The 18,571-nt window shown below is 70.0% G+C and carries 19 protein-coding genes; 16 read left to right on the top strand and 3 right to left on the bottom strand.

Annotated features, from left to right (window positions below):
- Positions 1-65: 65 nt before the first annotated feature.
- The 5 genes from A5764_RS09785 (at position 66) to A5764_RS09805 (ending at position 4,484) form a co-directional block, all read left to right on the top strand.
- The gene (locus A5764_RS09785; RefSeq protein WP_067112253.1) at positions 66-923 is read left to right on the top strand and encodes a GNAT family N-acetyltransferase; all 858 of its coding nucleotides are present in this window, start codon (positions 66-68) and stop codon (positions 921-923) included.
- The gene (locus A5764_RS09790; protein ID WP_067112256.1) at positions 920-1,756 is read left to right on the top strand and encodes a 1-acyl-sn-glycerol-3-phosphate acyltransferase; all 837 of its coding nucleotides are present in this window, start codon (positions 920-922) and stop codon (positions 1,754-1,756) included. Before A5764_RS09785 ends, A5764_RS09790 begins: the two co-directional genes overlap by 4 nt.
- 91 nt (positions 1,757-1,847) lie before the next feature.
- Entirely contained in the window at positions 1,848-3,026 is a 1,179-nt protein-coding gene (locus A5764_RS09795; RefSeq protein WP_067112259.1) for a cysteine desulfurase family protein, read from the top strand.
- Complete coding sequence (mnmA, locus tag A5764_RS09800; protein WP_156664595.1) at positions 3,027-4,103, top strand: tRNA 2-thiouridine(34) synthase MnmA; 1,077 nt, start codon at positions 3,027-3,029, stop codon at positions 4,101-4,103.
- 96 nt (positions 4,104-4,199) lie between these two features.
- Entirely contained in the window at positions 4,200-4,484 is a 285-nt protein-coding gene (locus A5764_RS09805; protein WP_067112262.1) for a hypothetical protein, read from the top strand.
- Between the two features lie 2 nt (positions 4,485-4,486).
- Here A5764_RS09805 and A5764_RS09810 read toward each other — a convergent pair whose 3' ends face one another.
- Entirely contained in the window at positions 4,487-5,131 is a 645-nt protein-coding gene (locus A5764_RS09810; RefSeq protein WP_067112347.1) for a sensor domain-containing protein, read from the bottom strand.
- 95 nt (positions 5,132-5,226) lie between these two features.
- On the opposite strand from A5764_RS09810, the gene A5764_RS09815 reads away from it, so the two are divergent.
- The 4 genes from A5764_RS09815 (at position 5,227) to ligA (ending at position 9,423) form a co-directional block, all read left to right on the top strand.
- Positions 5,227-6,252: a methionine synthase gene (locus tag A5764_RS09815; RefSeq protein WP_067112350.1), complete on the top strand. Its 1,026-nt coding sequence runs from the start codon at positions 5,227-5,229 to the stop codon at positions 6,250-6,252.
- A gap of 69 nt (positions 6,253-6,321) precedes the next feature.
- Positions 6,322-6,807 (top strand): SRPBCC family protein, encoded by a 486-nt coding sequence (locus tag A5764_RS09820; protein ID WP_067112265.1) that lies wholly within the window; start codon positions 6,322-6,324, stop codon positions 6,805-6,807.
- A complete protein-coding gene (locus A5764_RS09825; protein ID WP_067112268.1) occupies positions 6,804-7,130 on the top strand; it encodes a helix-turn-helix transcriptional regulator in 327 nt (108 codons plus the stop codon). Before A5764_RS09820 ends, A5764_RS09825 begins: the two co-directional genes overlap by 4 nt.
- Positions 7,131-7,344: 214 nt before the next feature.
- Positions 7,345-9,423 carry an NAD-dependent DNA ligase LigA gene (ligA, locus tag A5764_RS09830; RefSeq protein ID WP_067112271.1) on the top strand — a complete coding sequence of 693 codons (2,079 nt, stop codon included), beginning with the start codon at positions 7,345-7,347 and terminating at the stop codon, positions 9,421-9,423.
- A gap of 4 nt (positions 9,424-9,427) precedes the next feature.
- Here ligA and A5764_RS09835 read toward each other — a convergent pair whose 3' ends face one another.
- Entirely contained in the window at positions 9,428-10,084 is a 657-nt protein-coding gene (locus A5764_RS09835) for an amino acid-binding protein (protein WP_156664596.1), read from the bottom strand.
- 107 nt (positions 10,085-10,191) lie between these two features.
- On the opposite strand from A5764_RS09835, the gene gatC reads away from it, so the two are divergent.
- The 6 genes from gatC (at position 10,192) to A5764_RS09865 (ending at position 16,793) form a co-directional block, all read left to right on the top strand.
- Complete coding sequence (gene gatC, locus A5764_RS09840) at positions 10,192-10,491, top strand: Asp-tRNA(Asn)/Glu-tRNA(Gln) amidotransferase subunit GatC (RefSeq protein ID WP_067112277.1); 300 nt, start codon at positions 10,192-10,194, stop codon at positions 10,489-10,491.
- Positions 10,488-11,987 carry an Asp-tRNA(Asn)/Glu-tRNA(Gln) amidotransferase subunit GatA gene (gatA, locus tag A5764_RS09845; protein WP_067112280.1) on the top strand — a complete coding sequence of 500 codons (1,500 nt, stop codon included), beginning with the start codon at positions 10,488-10,490 and terminating at the stop codon, positions 11,985-11,987. Before gatC ends, gatA begins: the two co-directional genes overlap by 4 nt.
- A gap of 47 nt (positions 11,988-12,034) precedes the next feature.
- Complete coding sequence (locus A5764_RS09850; RefSeq protein WP_067112282.1) at positions 12,035-13,066, top strand: ATP-dependent 6-phosphofructokinase; 1,032 nt, start codon at positions 12,035-12,037, stop codon at positions 13,064-13,066.
- A gap of 500 nt (positions 13,067-13,566) precedes the next feature.
- Entirely contained in the window at positions 13,567-14,658 is a 1,092-nt protein-coding gene (locus A5764_RS09855) for a MinD/ParA family protein (RefSeq protein ID WP_231989663.1), read from the top strand.
- 10 nt (positions 14,659-14,668) lie between these two features.
- A complete protein-coding gene (gatB, locus tag A5764_RS09860; RefSeq protein ID WP_067112285.1) occupies positions 14,669-16,180 on the top strand; it encodes an Asp-tRNA(Asn)/Glu-tRNA(Gln) amidotransferase subunit GatB in 1,512 nt (503 codons plus the stop codon).
- A 76-nt stretch (positions 16,181-16,256) separates the two neighbouring features.
- The gene (locus A5764_RS09865; protein ID WP_067112357.1) at positions 16,257-16,793 is read left to right on the top strand and encodes a flavin reductase family protein; all 537 of its coding nucleotides are present in this window, start codon (positions 16,257-16,259) and stop codon (positions 16,791-16,793) included.
- A 4-nt stretch (positions 16,794-16,797) separates the two neighbouring features.
- Here A5764_RS09865 and A5764_RS09870 read toward each other — a convergent pair whose 3' ends face one another.
- A complete protein-coding gene (locus A5764_RS09870) occupies positions 16,798-17,928 on the bottom strand; it encodes a PQQ-dependent sugar dehydrogenase (protein ID WP_082951617.1) in 1,131 nt (376 codons plus the stop codon).
- 247 nt (positions 17,929-18,175) lie between these two features.
- On the opposite strand from A5764_RS09870, the gene A5764_RS09875 reads away from it, so the two are divergent.
- Positions 18,176-18,571: PE family protein (locus A5764_RS09875; RefSeq protein ID WP_156664597.1), on the top strand; the 396-nt coding region annotated here is incomplete at its 3' end.

Raw genomic sequence — 18,571 nt, forward strand, 5'->3', positions numbered from 1 at the left:
GACGTGCACCGACACGTCACAGCGGCGATGCCGATTAGCTCATCGATTACGCCACGTTGTTTTCCATGAGCATTGCTTCTGTCCTGATAGCCAGCGAGAAGCCGGAGGGGGTGCCGACCAGCTCGTCTGGTCCGCGCTACTCGCTGCTGTTGTCGACCGACCCCAGCATGATCGAGGCGGCGCAGCGGCTCCGGTACGACGTGTTCACCAGCACACCCGGCTTCGCCCTGCCGACCACCCGCACGGACCACATCGACGTGGACAGGTTCGACGAGTACTGCGACCATCTGCTGGTCCGCGACGACGACACCGGTGAGCTGGTCGGGTGTTACCGGATGCTGGCGCCGGCCGGGGCCATCGCCGCCGGGGGGCTTTACACCGCAACGGAATTCGACGTCCGCGCCTTCGACACGCTGCGGCCCTCGCTGGTGGAGATGGGACGCGCGGTGGTGCGCGACGGTCACCGCAACGGCGGCGTGGTGCTGCTGATGTGGGCGGGCATCCTGGCCTACCTGGACCGCTACGACTACGACTACGTGACCGGCTGCGTCTCGGTGCCGATCGGCGACGAATCCGACGGTGCGGGTGTCCAGGTGCCGGGCAGCCAGCTGCGCGGCGTCCGCGACTTCATCCTGAGCCGGCACGCCGCGCCGCCGCAGTTCCGCGTCCAACCGCATCGGCCGGTGCGTGTCGACGGGCGGGCCCTCGACGACATCCCCGCCCCGCCGCGGCCGTCGGTTCCGGCGCTCATGCGGGGCTACCTGCGGCTGGGCGCACAGGTCTGCGGCGAGCCGGCGCACGACCCGGACTTCGGCGTCGGCGACTTCTGCGTGCTGCTGGACAAGCGACAAGCCGACACCCGATATCTCAAGCGACTGCGCTCCGTATCGGCGGTGGCCGAGATGGCCGGCGGCGCACGATGAGCGCTCCCATAGCAACACCCGTCACCACCCACGCCTGGCTGCCGCGCGCGACCTGCGACAGCAGCTGTGTCGGTGTCGGCCCCGCGTCCTCGCGGTGGCGGGTGGTGCTCCGGGTAACGCTTCGCCTGACGTTGGCGCTACTGCTGGCGCCGGGGGTGCCGCTGGTGGCGTTGCCACTGCCGGGTCAGGTGCGGGTGCAGCGCTTCTACTGCCGCGTCGTGTTGCGCTGCTTCGGGGTGCGGATCAAGGTTTCGGGCAGTCCGATCCGGAACCTGCGTGGAGTCCTGGTGGTCAGCCCGCACATGTCCTGGCTGGACGTCTTCGCGATCGGTTCGGTGCTACCGGGATCGTTCGTCGCCCGCGCTGACATGTTCGCCGGGCGCCTGGCGCGCCTGCTCAGGATCATCCCCATCGAGCGGGCCAGCCTGCGGCGGCTGCCCGAGGTGGTAGACGCCGTCGCGCACCGACTCCGCGCAGGTCAGACCGTGGTGGCCTTCCCCGAGGGCACTACCTGGTGCGGCGTGGCATGCGGGTCGTTCTACCCGGCGATGTTCCAGGCCGCGATCGACGCCGGCCGCCCGGTGCAGCCGCTTCGGCTGACCTACCACCACGTCGACGGCAGCGTCTCGACCGCTCCGGCCTTCGTCGGTGACGACACCTTGTGGCGGTCTATCTGCCGGTTGGTCACCGTGCGCCGCACCTGGGCGCACGTGCATGTCGAGTCCCTGCAGCTGCCGGGCACCGATCGGCGGGTGCTGGCCCGCCGCTGCCAGTCGGCGGTGGGCGTCGGGGTGCCGCAGCGCCGCGGTCCACGCCACGTGCTGGTGGCCTAAGCACTCTGGCTGCGCCAGATTGGCCCGCCGCCTCCTCAGGCCGTTCCGGCCTGCATCGTTGCCGGGCCGGCCCGGTATCGTGGGGCGCGTCATGGTCTACCTGGATCACGCCGCCACCACCCCGATGCACGCCGCCGCCGTCGAGGCGATGACGGCCGCGCTCGGCACCGTCGGCAACGCGTCGTCGCTGCACACCAGCGGCCGGACGGCCCGGCGCCGCATCGAGGAATCCCGGGAGCTGATCGCGGACAAGCTGGGCGCGCGCCCGTCAGAGGTGATCTTCACCGCGGGCGGCACCGAGAGCGACAACCTGGCCCTCAAGGGCATCTATTGGGCCCGGCGAGGCGCCGAGCCGCTGCGCCGGCGCATCATCACCAGCGCGGTCGAACACCACGCCGTGCTGGACTCGGTGAACTGGCTCGTCGAACACGAAGGCGCCGAGGTGACTTGGCTGCCCACCGCCGCCGACGGCTCGGTGTCGGCGGCCGCGCTGCGCGACGCGCTGGAAAGCCACGACGACGTCGCGCTGGTGTCGGTGATGTGGGCCAACAACGAGGTTGGCACCGTGCTGCCGGTCGGCGAATTGGCCGCCGTGGCGGCCGAATTCGGCGTGCCGATGCACAGCGACGCCGTTCAGGCGGTGGGGCAGTTGCCCGTCGACTTCGCCGCCAGCGGGCTGTCGGCGATGAGCGTCACCGCGCACAAGTTCGGCGGTCCGCCGGCGGTGGGCGCGTTGCTGCTGCGCCGTGACGTGGCCTGCGTTCCGCTGCTGCACGGCGGCGGGCAGGAGCGCGACATCCGCTCGGGGACCCCCGATGTCGCCGGCGCCGTCGCAATGGCGGCGGCGGCCAGGATCGCGGTGGACGGGCTGGAGTCGCACAGCGCGCGGCTGCGGGCGCTGCGGGACCGGCTGGTCGACGGGGTATTGGCGGGCATCGACGACGTCAGCCTCAACGGCGCCCGCGACCCGCTGCGGCTGCCGGGCAACGCGCACTTCACGTTCCGCGGCTGCGAGGGCGATGCGCTGCTGATGTTGTTGGACGCCAACGGGATCGAGTGTTCGACCGGATCGGCCTGCACCGCCGGCGTGGCGCAGCCGTCGCACGTGCTGATCGCGATGGGCGCCGACCCGGCCAGCGCCCGCGGGTCGTTGCGGCTCTCGTTGGGGCATACCAGCGTTGACGCCGACGTGGACGCGGTGCTGGCGGTGCTTCCCGGGGCCGTGGACCGGGCTCGACGGGCAGCGCTGGCCGCCGCGGGGGCCTCGTAAGTGAAGGTTCTCGCCGCGATGAGCGGCGGCGTCGACTCGTCGGTCGCCGCCGCCCGCATGGTCGAAGCCGGTCACGACGTGGTCGGCGTACACCTGGCGCTGTCGACCGCACCCGGCACGCTGCGTACCGGCTCGCGGGGGTGCTGCTCCAAAGAAGACGCCGCCGACGCACGCCGCGTCGCAGACGTGCTCGGAATCCCGTTCTACGTCTGGGATTTCGCGGAGAAGTTCGAGGCCGACGTGATCGACGACTTCGTCGAGTCGTATGCCCGCGGCGAGACACCGAACCCTTGCGTGCGGTGCAACCAGCGGATCAAGTTCTCGGCGTTGTCCGCCAAAGCGCGTGCGCTGGGCTTCGACACGGTGGCCACCGGCCACTATGCGCGGCTCTCCGGCGGCCGGCTGCGCCGCGCCGTCGATCGCGACAAGGATCAGTCCTACGTGCTGGCCGTGCTGACCGCCGAACAGTTGTGCCACGCGGCGTTTCCGATCGGCGACACCCCCAAACCCCGCATCCGCGCCGAGGCGGCCCGTCGCGGCCTGGCCGTCGCCGACAAGCCGGACAGCCACGACATCTGCTTCATCCCGTCCGGGAACACCCGCGCCTTCCTGGGCGAGCGCATCGGGATTCGGCGCGGCAGCGTCGTCGGCGCCGACGGCGCGGTGCTCGCCAGCCACGACGGCGTGCACGGCTTCACCATCGGTCAGCGCAAGGGCCTGGGCATCGCCGGGCCCGGGCCCGACGGCCGCCCGCGCTACGTGACGGCGATCGATCCCGATAGCGGGACCGTGCGGGTCGGCGAGGCCGCCGACCTCGACGTGCACGCGCTGGCCGGGCGGTCCCCGGTTTTCACCGCAGGCGTAAGACCACAAGGGCCCATCGAGTGCGCGGTTCAGGTCCGGGCGCACGGTGAAACGGCCGGAGCCGTCGCCGAATTGGTCGGGGACGAGCTCGTCGTGCGGTTGTGTACCCCGCTCCGCGGCGTGGCGCGCGGCCAGACCCTGGCGCTGTACCGCCCGGACCCCGACGGCGACGAGGTGCTGGGCAGCGCCACCATCGCCGCCACGTCGCGCTGATCGCTGCCGGGATTTCTCCTCTCCAAGAATTCGTTGAGGATCCGCCAAGGGCTGTTTCCGATCCTTTTCCTGACACCAGGAAAGGAGCCAACAGACGTGAGCACGCAGCAAGTCGCGGCGCGTGAGGTGCCGTCCGTCCAAACCAACGCCCTCGTCATCGCGGCCTTCGTGCTGAGCCTCATGGGCATGTACGGCAGCCCGGTGCTGAGCGCCATCCTCGCCCTCGTCGGGTTGCACCAGGTCAAGCGGCGCGAGCAGAACGGTTTCGGCCTCGCGGTCTCGGCGCTGGCGGTCTCGGCGGCCGTCACCGTCCTACATGTGGCGATGTGGATCAAGTGCGGCCACCCGAATTTCGAGCTGCTGACGACGGCGCACTGGTGAAGCTAGCGGGGTATGTTGGCGGCGATGTTCGTCATCACGATGTCTGACACCGACTGCGGAAAGCCGCAGAATGTGACCTCGAGCAGGGCCACTGACGCGACCCGGTAGTCGCGGCCGCACCCGCCGGGCCCCAGGTGCAGTGTGGCGCCTTCGGCCTTCCAGTCGCCGACGAGCAACTGGCCCGGGGAGCCGCCCGCGCAGTCGCCGACTGTGTGCACCAGCGTGCCGAACGCGCGGCGCGCGGTGTCGGCGTCGGAATACGCCGCGGCGCCCTCGGAGATCAAGGCGCCGTCGGGTGGGTCCTGGAAGGTGGTCTTGTGGAACTCCTCGACATCGGGCCCGAACGTCGCCGTCTCGGCGTAGAGGAACCGGCACTCCTTCGGCGTGCTCTCGGCGAGGGTGTCGATGTCCACCGGGCGGCTGCCGTCCATCGAGGGAATGATCGTCAGGTGCTCGCCGGCGCCGGTGATGGCGCGCATCCGGGACTGGTCCAGCAGGACGGTGTCGACGTTCACGCCGTGAACGCCCTTGGCGGCCGGGCCGAATCCCGGCACCGCCGCGCCGTCCACCACCCGGGTGCACGCCGCCGCCAGCAGCACCGCGCCCGACCCGCACAACAGCAGGAGCCGCCTTGTCTGTCTTGCCATGCGCCACACCGTTTGCACCTTCTTTGGGATGAACCTACTAGCCGGCGCACCCCCTGGCGACCGGTGTGCAACGTGGCGTCGAATACGGTTGGGCGGTGAGTGATTTCGCGCATGCTTTCGCCAGGGCCAGCGGCGTCGGATCCTGGCCCGGCACCGCCGCGCGGGAGGCCGCCGAGGTGGTCGTCGGTGAGTTGGCGGATGCGCTGGCCCACATCGTCGAGCTGCCCGCCAGGGGAGTGGGCGCCGACGTGCTCGGACGCGCGGGCGCGCTGCTGGTCGACGTGGCGATCGACACGGTGCCGCGCGGCTACCGCATCGCCGCCCGGCCCGGCGCGGTGACCCGCCGCGCCGTCAGCCTGCTCGACGAGGACATGGACGCGCTGGAGGAGGCCTGGGAGACGGCCGGGCTGCGCGGCGGCGGGCGCGTGGTCAAGGTGCAGGCGCCCGGGCCGATCACGCTGGCCGCCGGGCTCGAGCTGGCCAACGGCCACCGGGCCATCACCGATTCCGGGGCCGTGCGCGACCTGACGGCGTCGCTGGCCGAAGGTGTGGCCGCGCACCGCGCGGCGCTGGCCCGGCGACTCGACACCCCGGTGGTCGTGCAGCTCGACGAGCCGTCGCTTCCGGCGGCGTTGGGCGGTCGGCTTTCCGGGGTGACGACGCTGAGCCCGATCGCCGCGCTCGACGCGGCGGTGGCCGTCACGCTGCTCGACGCCTGCGTCGCTACCGTGGGTGGCGAGGTGATGCTGCACTGCTGTGCCCCCGAGCTGCCGTGGGTTCTGTTGCAGCGCAGCGCAATTAGCGCGATATCCGTGGCCGCCGGGGCGTTGCGGGCACCGGATCTGGACGGCATCGCCGCGTTCGTCGAATCGGGCCGCACCGTCATGTTGGGCGTGGTCGACACCGACGCCCCGGAGCGGCGGCCCTCGACGGAGGAGGTGGCGCGCGCCGTGGTCGCGGTGACCGACCGGCTCGGCTTCGAGCGCTCCGCGCTGCGCGACCGCATCGGCGTCACCCCGGCGTGCGGCCTGGCGGGTGCGACACCGCAGTGGGCCCGCACCGCGATCTCGCTCGCCCGCAAGGCCGCCGAAAGGTTTACCGAAGACCCCGACGCGATCTAGTTCTGCAACCAAAAGGTTGCGTCTCGCGGGTTCCGTGTGGTGTAGTGATACGCAACCAGGAGGTTGCATATGAGCACTGATCGCATAGAGAAGCAAGTACTGCTGCGCGCGCCGCTGGACCGGGTGTGGCGTGCCGTCAGCGACGCCGAGCACTTCGGCCGCTGGTTCGGCGTGCGCTTCGACGGGCCGTTCGTCGCCGGCCAGCCCGTCACCGCGACCATCACCCCGACCACCGTCGACGACCAGGTCGCCAAGCGCCAGGAACCGCACGCCGGGGTGCGGAGCACGTGGCAGATCGTCGCCATCGAACCGCCGCGGCGGTTCGCCTACCGCTGGCAACCGTGCGCGGGCGAGCCGGATGTCGACGAGGACGCGACGACGCTGGTCGAGTTCGCGCTGTCGGAGACGCCCGACGGCGTGCTGCTCACCATCACCGAATCCGGCTTCGACGCCATCCCCGCGGCGCGGCGCTCGTCGGCGTTCGAGTCGAACTCCGAGGGCTGGGCCATCCAGACCGATCTGGTGCGCAGGTATCTGCAGGACGCCCGGGTATGAGCGCTGTCGGCGCGCCGCTCTTTGACGCGCTCGGCGATCCCAACAGGCTGCGCATCATCGTCCGGCTGTGCGAACTGGGGCCCAGCTCGACATCGCAAGTCACCGGCGTCATTCCGGTCACCCGGCAGGCGGCCAGCAAGCACCTGGCTCTGCTGGAGAATGCCGGACTGGTCACCAGCAGCCGGCGCGGCCGCGAACGCGTGTGGACGGTGCAGACCGAGCCGCTGGCCCGGGCCAGTGACTACCTCACCCAGTTGTCGCGCCGATGGGACGCCGCGGTGGAGCGGTTGCGGGCTTACGTCGAAGAGGACGAAGAGGACTGAGCCGGCCGCAACCGTCCGCCACATGCGCCACACCCGTCCCGGCTCGGGGTGCATGTGTCTTTTTGTCCGCCTCAGCGCGACAATTCGCCGGGTGGGAGCCCAGTGTCGCGCCGAGGCGGACAAATTGCGTACCGGCTCCGCGAGAGGCGCGTGTGGCAGATGTGACCGACGCGCCGCAGTCCGGCCTGTCGGCGCGCTCCGATAGCCTGCGAAGGTGAGTTCGCCAGAGGCTGATCCGGTTGCGCCCGAGGTTCGGCGGGAATGGCGTGAACTGGCCGAAGAGGTCCGCGAACACCAATTCCGTTACTACGTGCGGGACGCGCCGATCATCTCCGACGCGGAGTTCGACCAGCTGCTGCGCCGGCTGGAAGCCCTCGAGCAGCGCTATCCCGAGCTGCGCACGCCCGATTCGCCGACCCAGCTCGTCGGCGGCGCCGGCTTCGCCACCGATTTCACCTCGGCCGAGCACCTGGAGCGAATGCTGTCCCTGGACAACGTGTTCAGCGCCGAGGAGTTCGAGCTGTGGGCGGCCCGCGTCCGCGCCGAGGTCGGTGGCGAGGTGCCGTATCTGTGCGAGCTCAAGATCGACGGCGTCGCGCTGGCCCTGGTCTATCGCGGTGGCCGGCTGGTCCGGGCCGCGACCCGCGGCGACGGGCGCACCGGCGAGGACGTCACCCTCAACGCCCGCACCATCGACGAAGTCCCCGAACGCCTGACGGTCAGCGAAAGTTACCCCATCCCCGACGTTCTCGAGGTGCGGGGCGAGGTGTTCTTCCGGCTCGCCGACTTCGAGGCGCTCAACGCCGCGCTGGTCGAGGACGGCAAGACGCCCTTCGCCAACCCGCGCAACAGCGCCGCGGGTTCGCTTCGCCAGAAGGACCCCGCGGTCACCGCGCGCCGCAAGCTCCGGATGATCTGCCACGGCGTGGGCCACACCGAAGGCTTCCGGCCGGCCACCCTGCACGACGCCTACCTCGCGCTGGGCGCCTGGGGGCTGCCCGTCTCCGAGCACACCACCCGGGTCGACGACGTTGCCGGCGCGCTCGAGCGCGTCACCTACTGGGGCGAGCACCGCCACGACGTGGACCACGAAATCGACGGTGTCGTCGTCAAAGTCGACGACGTTGCGCTGCAGCGCCGGCTAGGGGCCACCTCGCGGGCGCCGCGCTGGGCGATCGCCTACAAGTACCCGCCCCAGGAGGTGCAGACCAAGCTCCTCGACATCCGCGTCAACGTCGGGCGGACCGGGCGCGTCACCCCGTTCGCCTTCATGACGCCGGTCAAGGTCGCCGGTTCGACGGTGGGGCTGGCCACCCTGCACAACGCCGCCGAGGTCAAGCGCAAGGGCGTGTTGATCGGCGACACGGTGATGATCCGCAAGGCCGGCGACGTGATCCCCGAGGTGCTCGGTCCCATTGTCGACCTGCGCGACGGCTCGGAACGCGAATTCGTCATGCCCACAACGTGTCCCGAATGCGGCACCCAGCTCGCCCCGGCGAAGGAGGGCGACGCCGACATCCGCTGCCCCAACGCCCGGTCGTGCCCGGCGCAGTTGCGGGAGCGGGTTTTTCACGTCGCCGGGCGCGGAGCGCTGGACATCGAGGGGCTCGGCTACGAGGCCGCGATCGCGCTGCTGCAGGCCGGGGTGATCGCCGACGAGGGAGACCTGTTCACGCTCACCGAGGACGACCTGTTGCGCACCGAGCTGTTCCGGACGAAGGCCGGCGGCTTGTCGGCCAACGGAGCGCGCCTGCTGGCCAACCTGGACAAGGCCAAGGCGCAGCCGCTGTGGCGGGTGCTGGTGGCGCTGTCGATCCGGCACGTCGGGCCGACCGCCGCCCGCGCCCTGGCCACCGAATTCGGCAGCCTCAAAGCCATCACGTCGGCGTCGACCGAGCAGCTGGCCGCGGTCGAGGGCGTCGGCCCGACGATCGCCGCGGCGGTCACCGAGTGGTTCACCGTGGACTGGCACCGCGCGATCGTCGACAAGTGGCAGGCGGCCAGGGTGCGGATGGCCGACCAACGCGACGCCAGCGTGCCCCGCACGCTCGAGGGCCTGACCATCGTGGTCACCGGTTCGCTGACGGGTTTTTCGCGCGATGACGCCAAGGAGGCGATCGTGGCGCGTGGCGGCAAGGCCGCGGGGTCGGTGTCGAAGAAGACCGACTACGTCGTCGCCGGCGACTCGCCGGGCTCCAAGTACGACAAGGCGGTGGAACTCGGGGTGCCGATCCTCGACGAGGACGGGTTTCGCCGGTTGCTGGACGAAGGTCCGGCGGACGGTTCGGAGTAGCGGTTCAGCGCAGCATGGTGGCCACGATCCCGGCGAGGTAGCCGAGCCGCGCCACCTCCGACGGCCGAAACTCCGGGCCGGGACGGCCCAGCACCACCGCGGTGTGCGGGTCGCCCAACGGCGCGGCGACCATGGTCATATACATGTCCCGCCACGCCGCGGGCACCCACTCGCCGGTGTTGTCCAGCGTCACGGCGCGCTCGATCGGCAGCCACGGCGCCGAATCCGCCTTGGTTTCCGGGGATCCCGGGCTGCCCGCGAGGCGGTGCAGCTCTCCGTGATCACTGCGCAACACCGTGCACCAGCTGACGCGCAGCACCTTGGGCGCCTCGTCGGCGAGCGTCTGCAGCCGCGACGCGTTGTCGCCGGCCGCGGCGACATGATCGAGCAGCTCCAGCTCGCGGTGGGCTTCCAGCAACCCGGTGTGCGGGCGAACGCTGTCCACGCGGACGTTGGGGAGCGACTCGGCGGCGGTGATCAGCCGGTCCGGCATTCCCCCGGGCGGCAGCTCGATGACCAGGTCGTCGATCGCGTAGCCCGAGCTGCGCTCCACCACGTCGAGCGACAGGATGTCGGCCCCCACCGAGCCGAGCGCCACGGCCAGCGAGCCCAGGCTGCCCGGGCGGTCGGCCAGCGCGATGCGCAACAGATACGACGGCACGGCCAACACTGTTGCACAGCGGTGTGTCGATGGCATTTCGGCTTGGGTGGCGTTGGTGGCGAGCGCGAAGCCAGCCCCACGCTCCCGGCTAGGTAGGCTTTCGGGTCGTGTCTCAGATCTCCCGCGACGAGGTGGCGCACCTTGCCCGGCTGGCCCGGCTGGCGTTGACCGATGCCGAGCTGGACAGCTACGCCGGCCAACTCGACGCCATCCTGACCCACGTCAGCCAGATCCAGGCGGTCGACGTTACCGGCGTCGAAGCCACCGACAACCCGCTGAAGGATGTAAACGTCACACGCCCCGACGAGATGACACCGTGCCTGACGCAGCAGGAGGCCCTGGCCGAGGCGCCCAAGGCCGTCGACGGGCGCTTCGCCGTCCCGCAGATCCTCGGAGACGCCCAGTGACCGCGCACCGCGACGACGTGCTGCGAGCCGACGCCGCGACGCTGGCCGCCAAGATCGCCGCCAAGGAGCTGTCGTCCACCGAAGTCACCCGGGCCTGCCTGGACCAGATCGAGGCGACCGACGACCGCTACCACGCCTTTCTGCATGTGGCGGCCGACGAGGCGCTGGCGGCGGCGGCCGCGGTCGACGACGCCGTGGCCGCCGGCGAGCGGCTGCCGTCGGCGCTGGCCGGGGTCCCGCTGGCGCTCAAGGACGTGTTCACCACCACCGACATGCCCACCACCTGCGGTTCCAAGATCCTCGAGGGCTGGCGTTCGCCGTACGACGCCACCGTCACCGCCCGGCTGCGCGCCGCGGGCATCCCGATCCTGGGCAAGACGAACATGGACGAGTTCGCGATGGGCAGCTCGACGGAGAACTCTGCCTACGGCCCCACCCGCAACCCGTGGGACCTCGACCGGGTGCCCGGCGGCTCGGGCGGTGGCAGCGCGGCGGCGCTGGCCGCCTTCCAGGCGCCGCTGGCCATCGGGACCGACACCGGGGGCTCCATCCGCCAGCCGGCCGCGCTGACCGCGACCGTGGGGGTCAAACCCACCTACGGCACGGTGTCGCGCTACGGGCTGGTCGCCTGCGCGTCGTCGCTGGACCAGGGCGGCCCGTGCGCGCGCACCGTGCTCGACACCGCGCTGCTGCACCAGGTGATCGCCGGGCACGACGGCCGCGACTCCACCTCCGTGGACGCCGAGGTGCCCGACGTCGTCGGCGCCGCCCGTGCCGGGGCGGCCGGTGACCTGCGCGGCGTGCGCATCGGGGTGGTGCGGCAGCTGCGCGGCGAGGGCTACCAGCCGGGGGTGCTGGCGTCGTTCGAGGCGGCCGTCGAGCAGTTGACCGAGTTGGGCGCCGAGGTCAGCGAAGTCGATTGCCCCCATTTCGATCACGCGCTGGCCGCCTACTACCTGATCCTGCCGTCGGAGGTCTCGAGCAACCTGGCCCGCTTCGACGCGATGCGCTACGGGCTGCGGGTCGGTGACGACGGCACGCACAGCGCCGAGGAAGTGATGGCGCTGACCCGGGCCGCCGGGTTCGGCCCGGAGGTCAAGCGGCGCATCATGATCGGCACCTACGCGCTGTCGGCCGGTTACTACGACGCCTACTACAACCAGGCGCAGAAGGTCCGCACGCTGATCGCCCGCGACCTCGATGAGGCCTATCAATCCGTCGACGTACTGGTGTCGCCCACGACGCCGACCACCGCCTTCGGTCTGGGTGAAAAGGTCGACGACCCGCTGGCGATGTACCTGTTCGACCTGTGCACGCTGCCGCTGAACCTGGCCGGCCACTGCGGCATGTCGGTGCCTTCGGGGCTGTCGCCGGACGACGGGCTGCCGGTCGGGTTGCAGATCATGGCCCCCGCGCTGGCCGACGACCGGCTTTACCGGGTGGCCGCCGCCTACGAGGCCGCCCGCGGCCCGCTGCCTTCGGCTCCCACTGTTTAGCGGTCAACCGCGCGCCGTAGACCGCCTCCCGCGGGCAAGATGAAGGGATGCGGATCGGAATTCTCACCGGAGGCGGCGATTGCCCCGGCCTGAACGCCGTCATCCGGGCGATTGTGCGCACCTGCGACGCCCGGTACGGCTCGTCGGTGGTCGGCTTCCAGGACGGGTGGCGCGGGTTGCTGGAGAACCGGCGTCTGCAGCTGCACAACGACGACCGCAACGACCGGCTGCTGGCCAAGGGCGGAACGATGCTGGGCACCGCCCGGGTGCACCCCGACAAGCTGCGGGCCGGGCTGGACCAGATCAAGCAGACCCTGGACGACAACGGCATCGACGTGCTGATCCCGATCGGCGGCGAGGGCACGCTGACCGCCGCGCATTGGCTGTCGGAGGAGAACGTTCCGGTGATTGGTGTGCCGAAGACCATCGACAATGACATCGATTGCACCGATGTTACTTTCGGCCACGACACCGCGCTGACGGTCGCCACCGATGCCATCGACCGGTTGCACAGCACCGCCGAATCCCACCAGCGGGTGATGCTGGTCGAGGTGATGGGCCGGCACGCGGGGTGGATCGCGCTGAACGCCGGGCTGGCGTCGGGCGCGCACATGACGCTGATCCCCGAGCAGCCGTTCGACGTCGAGGAGGTGTGCCGGCTCGTCAAACGGCGCTTCCAGCGCGGGGATTCGCACTTCATCTGCGTGGTGGCCGAGGGCGCCAAGCCCGTCGCGGGCTCAATCACCTTGCGCGAAGGCGGAATTGACGAGTTCGGCCACGAGCGTTTCACCGGGGTGGCCGCGCAGCTGGGCGCCGAGGTGGAAAAGCGGATCAACAAGGAGGTCCGGGTGACCGTGCTCGGCCACGTCCAGCGGGGCGGGACGCCGACGGCCTACGACCGGGTGCTGGCCACCCGCTTCGGCGTCAACGCGGCCGACGCCGCGCACGCGGGCGAGTACGGCCAGATGGTGTCGCTGCGCGGTCAGGACATCGGCCGGGTGCCGCTGGCGGACGCGACGCGCCGGCTCAAGCTGGTGCCCGACAGCCGTTACGACGACGCGGTCGCGTTCTTCGGCTAAATGGTGGCGACCCGCTTCGCCCGGCTGCGCCGCCCTCGCGATCGCCACGGGCTAACTGGCGACCCGCTTCGCCCGGCTGCGCCGCCCTCGCGATCGCCGCGGGCTAACTGGTGGCGACCCGTTTCGCCCGGCTGCGCCGCCCTCGCGATCGCCACGGGCTAACTGGCGAGCCGCTTCGCCCGGCTGCGCCGCCCTCGCGATCGCCGCGGGCTAACTGGTGGCGACCCGTTTCGCCCCGGCGACGGGTTTGCAAACATCCGGTAGCACCGACTCGACGACCGGCTGAATTTGCCGTCGGATTCCCCAGCTCACGCCCCGCCGGCGCGACGTTCCTGGTTTTCTGCCAGTTCGAAGCGGTTATACCGTGAGGCATGAGCAACCGCGGTTCACTTCGCGGAGTAGTTCAGCCGCCCGCCGCGCCGGCAAGGCCATCTCGATCGCCGGATCGTCACGCACCGCCACCACGCTGGCGCGGCGACGCCAACCCGACTCCGGCCACGGTGCCCGAGCCCTATCGCCCGGCCGCGGCCGCGCGTCAGCCGTCCGGGCCGGCTTCGGCTCCCCAGACCGCCCCGGCCCCGGTACCACGGGTCGTGTCGCCGTTTCGGCGGGAGCCGACGCTGGGTGGGACAGCTCTCGACGGCCTCGACCAGCCGGAGCTGAAGGACTCGGCAACGTCCAGCTGGCGGGAAAGGCTCCGCCGCCTCACCGGCATCGACCTCGGCCCCGGCAGGGACGCGGCATACGAACACGACCTGCGGGAGCGCATCCGCACCCCGATCGGTGGTGCGTTTCCCATCGCGGTGCTCAACCTGAAAGGCGGGGTGGGCAAGACCGTGGTGGTCGAGGCTCTCGGCTCGACCTTCGCCGCGGTGCGCGACGACCGGGTGATCGCCGTCGACCTCGACGCCGGGGACTTGGCGGAACGCCACGGCCGCCGCAACCCGCTGAGCATCGCCGACCTGCTCTCGGACGACTCGGTCGCGCACTATTCGCAGGTTCGGGCGCACACCTACATGAACAGCTTCGGGCTGGAGGTGCTGGGCCTGCCCGACTATGCCCGCACCAATTGGCGGCTGGAGCGTCGCGACGTCGTCAAAGTGTTTTCGATTCTGCGCAAACACTATTCGGTTGTGTTGGTGGACTGCGTCAAGGCGGTCAATTCGGCCGTGATGGACGCCGTCCTGCCCGAGGCGCGGGCCCTGGTGGTGGTCACCAGCACCTCTATCGACGCGATACGCAAGACCAGGACCGCCCTGGATCTGTTGCACAACAACGGGTATCAGCGACTGATGGAGTCCACGGTGCTGGTGATAAACCACGTCCAGCCGGGCAAGGTCGGCGTCCTGGCCGCCAAGGAACTCGATGAGTTGTCCGCCCGCGTCGCCGCCAGCGTGGTGCTGCCCTTTGACCGGCATGTGCATGACGGCAAAGAGATCGGGCTGGATCGAATGAGTAGGGAAAGCAGGCGCGCCTACCTGGAGATGGCGAGTGCGATCGCCGACATGTTCGGCCCGCGGGCCGGGCAGGAAAACTTGCGGTTCGGGGCCCGGCGGGCGCCACGCGGGTCGGAGATCAGCGACGCTCGTTAGGATCGACGGCATGAGTGTTGCCGCCGGGCCCGAACTGCTGGAGTACGACGAGGTCGTCGCGCGCTTTGATCCGGTGCTAGGCCTCGAGGTGCACGTCGAGCTGTCCACTGTGACCAAGATGTTCTGCGGCTGCGCCACCACCTTCGGCGCCGAACCCAACACCCAAGTGTGCCCGGTGTGCCTGGGGTTGCCGGGCTCGCTGCCGGTGCTCAACCAGGCCGCGGTGGAGTCGGCGATCCGGATCGGGCTGGCGCTGGACTGCGAGATCGTGCCGTGGTGTCGCTTCGCGCGGAAGAACTATTTCTACCCGGACATGCCGAAGAACTATCAGATCTCGCAGTACGACGAGCCGATCGCCATCAATGGCTACCTCGAGGCGCCCCTGGAGGACGGCAGCACCTGGCGGGTGGAGATCGAGCGGGCACACATGGAGGAGGACACCGGCAAGCTCACCCACCTGGGTAGCGAGACCGGTCGCATCCACGGCGCGACGACGTCGCTGATCGACTACAACCGCGCCGGCGTGCCCCTGATCGAGATCGTCACCAAGCCCATCGTGGGTGCGGGGGCCCGAGCACCGCAGATCGCCCGCGCCTACGTGACCGCGTTGCGAGACATGTTGCGCGCCTTGGGCGTATCCGATGTGCGGATGGACCAAGGGTCGATGCGCTGTGACGCCAACGTGTCGCTGATGCCCAAGGGCGCCGCCGAGTTCGGGACCCGCACCGAGACAAAGAACGTCAACTCGCTGCGAAGCGTCGAGGTCGCCGTCCGTTACGAGATGCAGCGCCAGGCCGCCGTGCTGACGGCGGGTGGTCGAATCACCCAGGAAACCAGGCACTTTCACGAGTCGGGGTACACCAGCCCGGGCCGCACCAAGGAAACCGCCGAGGACTATCGCTACTTCCCCGAACCCGACCTGGAACCCGTCGCGCCCAGCCGCGAGTGGGTCGAGCGGTTGCGGGAGACCATCCCCGAGCTACCGTGGTTGACCCGCAAGCGGATTCAGCAGGAATGGGGTGTGTCCGACGAGGTCATGCGCGACCTGGTCAACGCCGGCGCCGTCGACCTGGTCATCGAGACCGTCAAGCACGGCGCGCCCAGCGAGCAGGCGCGGGCCTGGTGGGGAAACTTCCTGGTGCAGAAGGCCAACCAGGCGAACGTCGCGCTGGACGAGCTGGCCATTACGCCCGCTCAGGTCGCCGCGGTGATCGCCCTGGTCGACGAGGGCAGGCTGTCCATCAAGCTGGCGCGCCAGGTGGTGGAGGGTGTGCTGGGCGGCGAAGGTGAGCCACAAGAGGTGATGACCGCCCGCGGCCTGGAACTGCTGCGCGACGACTCCCTGACGCAGGCCGCCGTGGACGAAGCCTTGGCCGCCAATCCCGATGTGGCCGACAAGATCCGCGGTGGCAAGGTGGCCGCCGCCGGCGCCATCGTCGGTGCGGTGATGAAGGCCACCCGCGGACAGGCCGACGCGGCGCGGGTGCGTGAACTCGTCCTGACCGCCTGCGGTCAGGGCTGACCGGGCCGACCGATCGCACGTAAACAGCGTTGGAAAGGTCGTGCGGATCCATGATGGTCATGTGTTCAACGACTTGATGGCGATGCTGGACAGTCCGGTTCTCGTCGTAACCACCCAGGCCGATGATCAACCGTCGGGTTGTCTGATCAGTTTCGCCACGCAGACCAGCGTGCAGCCCCCGAGCTTTATGGTCGTGCTTCCCCGCGGCAGCGGCACCTGCGTTGCGGCGCGCCGATCCGAGCACCTGGCGGTGCACGTGCTGCCGCACCACAACGTTGCCCTGGCCGAGCTGTTCGACGGCGAAACGGACGACGAGGCAGACAAATTCGGTCGCTGCTCGTGGCGCGGCGGCCCCAATGGGATGCCGATTCTCGATGAGGCCATCGCGTGGTTCGTCGGGAGGACTGCGCATTGGATCGATATCGGAGATCACGTGGCCTACATTGTGGAACCCGTTGCCGGATGGGTTCCGGAGTCCCACGACGATGTGCTTTACCTTTCCGACCTCGACGACCTCGAACCCGGCCACGAGGCGGCGGAGCGGTTCGTCTTGCACAAGCCGTCCGGCGAGCCGCGCAAATACGGCCTGAGGTTCACACTCGGCGGCCTGTGACGCGCTAGGTCTTGTCGTCGTTGTTGCGCGGGAATCCGCCGCCCTGCGGGAAGAGCGGGAACACCACGTCGTCGAGCTTCTCGGCATCCCCGGCCGTCTTGTTAACCGTTGCGCCCCAGACGTTTCCGTCAGGGGACATCCGCAACGCCCACGCGTGGGCGTGGGTGTCCTTGCGCACGACCTCGGGCTCACCGGTGACGGCGCCCGTCGACGGTGCCAGCCGCAGCGCCACCGTCAGCTTGGTGTTGATCAGGTTGACCAACACGGTGCCGTCCATCGCCGCGCACCCGGCCACCCCCGGCTTGTCCGGCCACGTCCACACCGTCGAGACGTCCGAGGTTTTGGTGATGCGCTGCAACCGGTCCGCGGTGGGGGTGCGGTCGGCGACATACAGCGACCCATCGACCGGGTCGATGCACAGCCCGCCGCCAGACCCGACCCCGGATAGCGCCGTCGTCGGCGGCGCCTGACCGATGGTGGTCGGCTGCTCGATGCGCAGCACCTTGCCGGCCAACGACTTCGGGTCGGCGGCCGCGGCCGGGTTCCCCGCGTCACCGGTCATCACGACCAGCGTGGTGGGGCTGGTGAAGATCAACGCGCCGGTGTTGCCGGTGGCCCCCTTCGGGATTCCGGTCAGGATGTCCTTGGGGATGTCGCCGTCGGCGATGCGGATCACCCGGTTGTCGGTCGGCGTGCTGATGTAGGCGTACATCAGCCGGTCCTGCGTGTAGGTCGGCGAGAGCACGATGTCCATCAGGCCGCCGTCGCCGGACGGGTCGACCGGAATCACCATCTTCACCTTCGGCTCGGCGCTGACGGAGATCTCCTTGACGGCGCCGGTGGTGCGTTCGGCGACCAACGCGGTTTTGCTGTCGGTGCCCATGATCAGGCCGCTGGTGCTCTCCAGGCAGCCCTGCATCACGCCGGGGGCCGGGCACGCCTTCGGAAAGGGGGTGGGCGGCAGCGGAGGCGGCGGGGGAGGCGTCGAGCTCGGCTGCGGCTTGAGTTCGGGATTGGTGGTGAACGGCTGCGACTGGGCGTCATTGAACCGTGCGCAGCCGCCGGCGACCAGCACGACCGCGCCGAGCGCGGCGAGCACGCCCCGCACGGAGCGCCCTGATCGCCCTAGTCGCATGACCGACAGGCTACGGACTGTGCGGGCACCGCCGCCACATGCGTGCCCGTGTCCGCCCCCGGAGCTCCGCCGACCCCACAAACACTCTCTCTAACCCGCTGCTGTGTTGCGCGTTGGGCACCAAGCGGGATCACGCAAGCAATTGGATTGCAATCACCAAATGCCGCTGAAAACATGTGATTTGTACTAAACGGCCCGCACGCCGAGGGCGGACGGATAAGCTTCCCGCGTCGATGGGGGGCCCGCCATGTCAGTTGTGCTCGCAACGCCGGAAAGTATGACGGCGGCAGCGACGGATCTAGCCGGTATCAGGTCGGCGATAAGCGCCGCGAACGCGGCGCTGGCCCCGACGGCCCAAATACAGGCGGCGGCCTCCGACGAGGTGTCGGTTGCGATCTCGGCGCTGTTCGGTGAGTACGGGCAGGCGTATCAGGCGCTCAGCGCGCGGGCTTCGGCGTTTCACGACCAGTTCGTGCAAGCGCTGAGCGGCGCGGGCCTGTCGTATGCGGCGACCGAGGCCGCCAACGCGTCGCCGTTGCAGACACTGGAGCAGGACGTGCTTGGCGCGATCAACGCGCCGACCCAGACGCTGCTGGGACGCCCGCTGATCGGCAATGGTGCTGACGGGACGGCGGCCAGCCCG

Source organism: Mycobacterium sp. 852002-51057_SCH5723018 (assembly GCF_001667035.1).
GTDB lineage: Bacteria > Actinomycetota > Actinomycetes > Mycobacteriales > Mycobacteriaceae > Mycobacterium.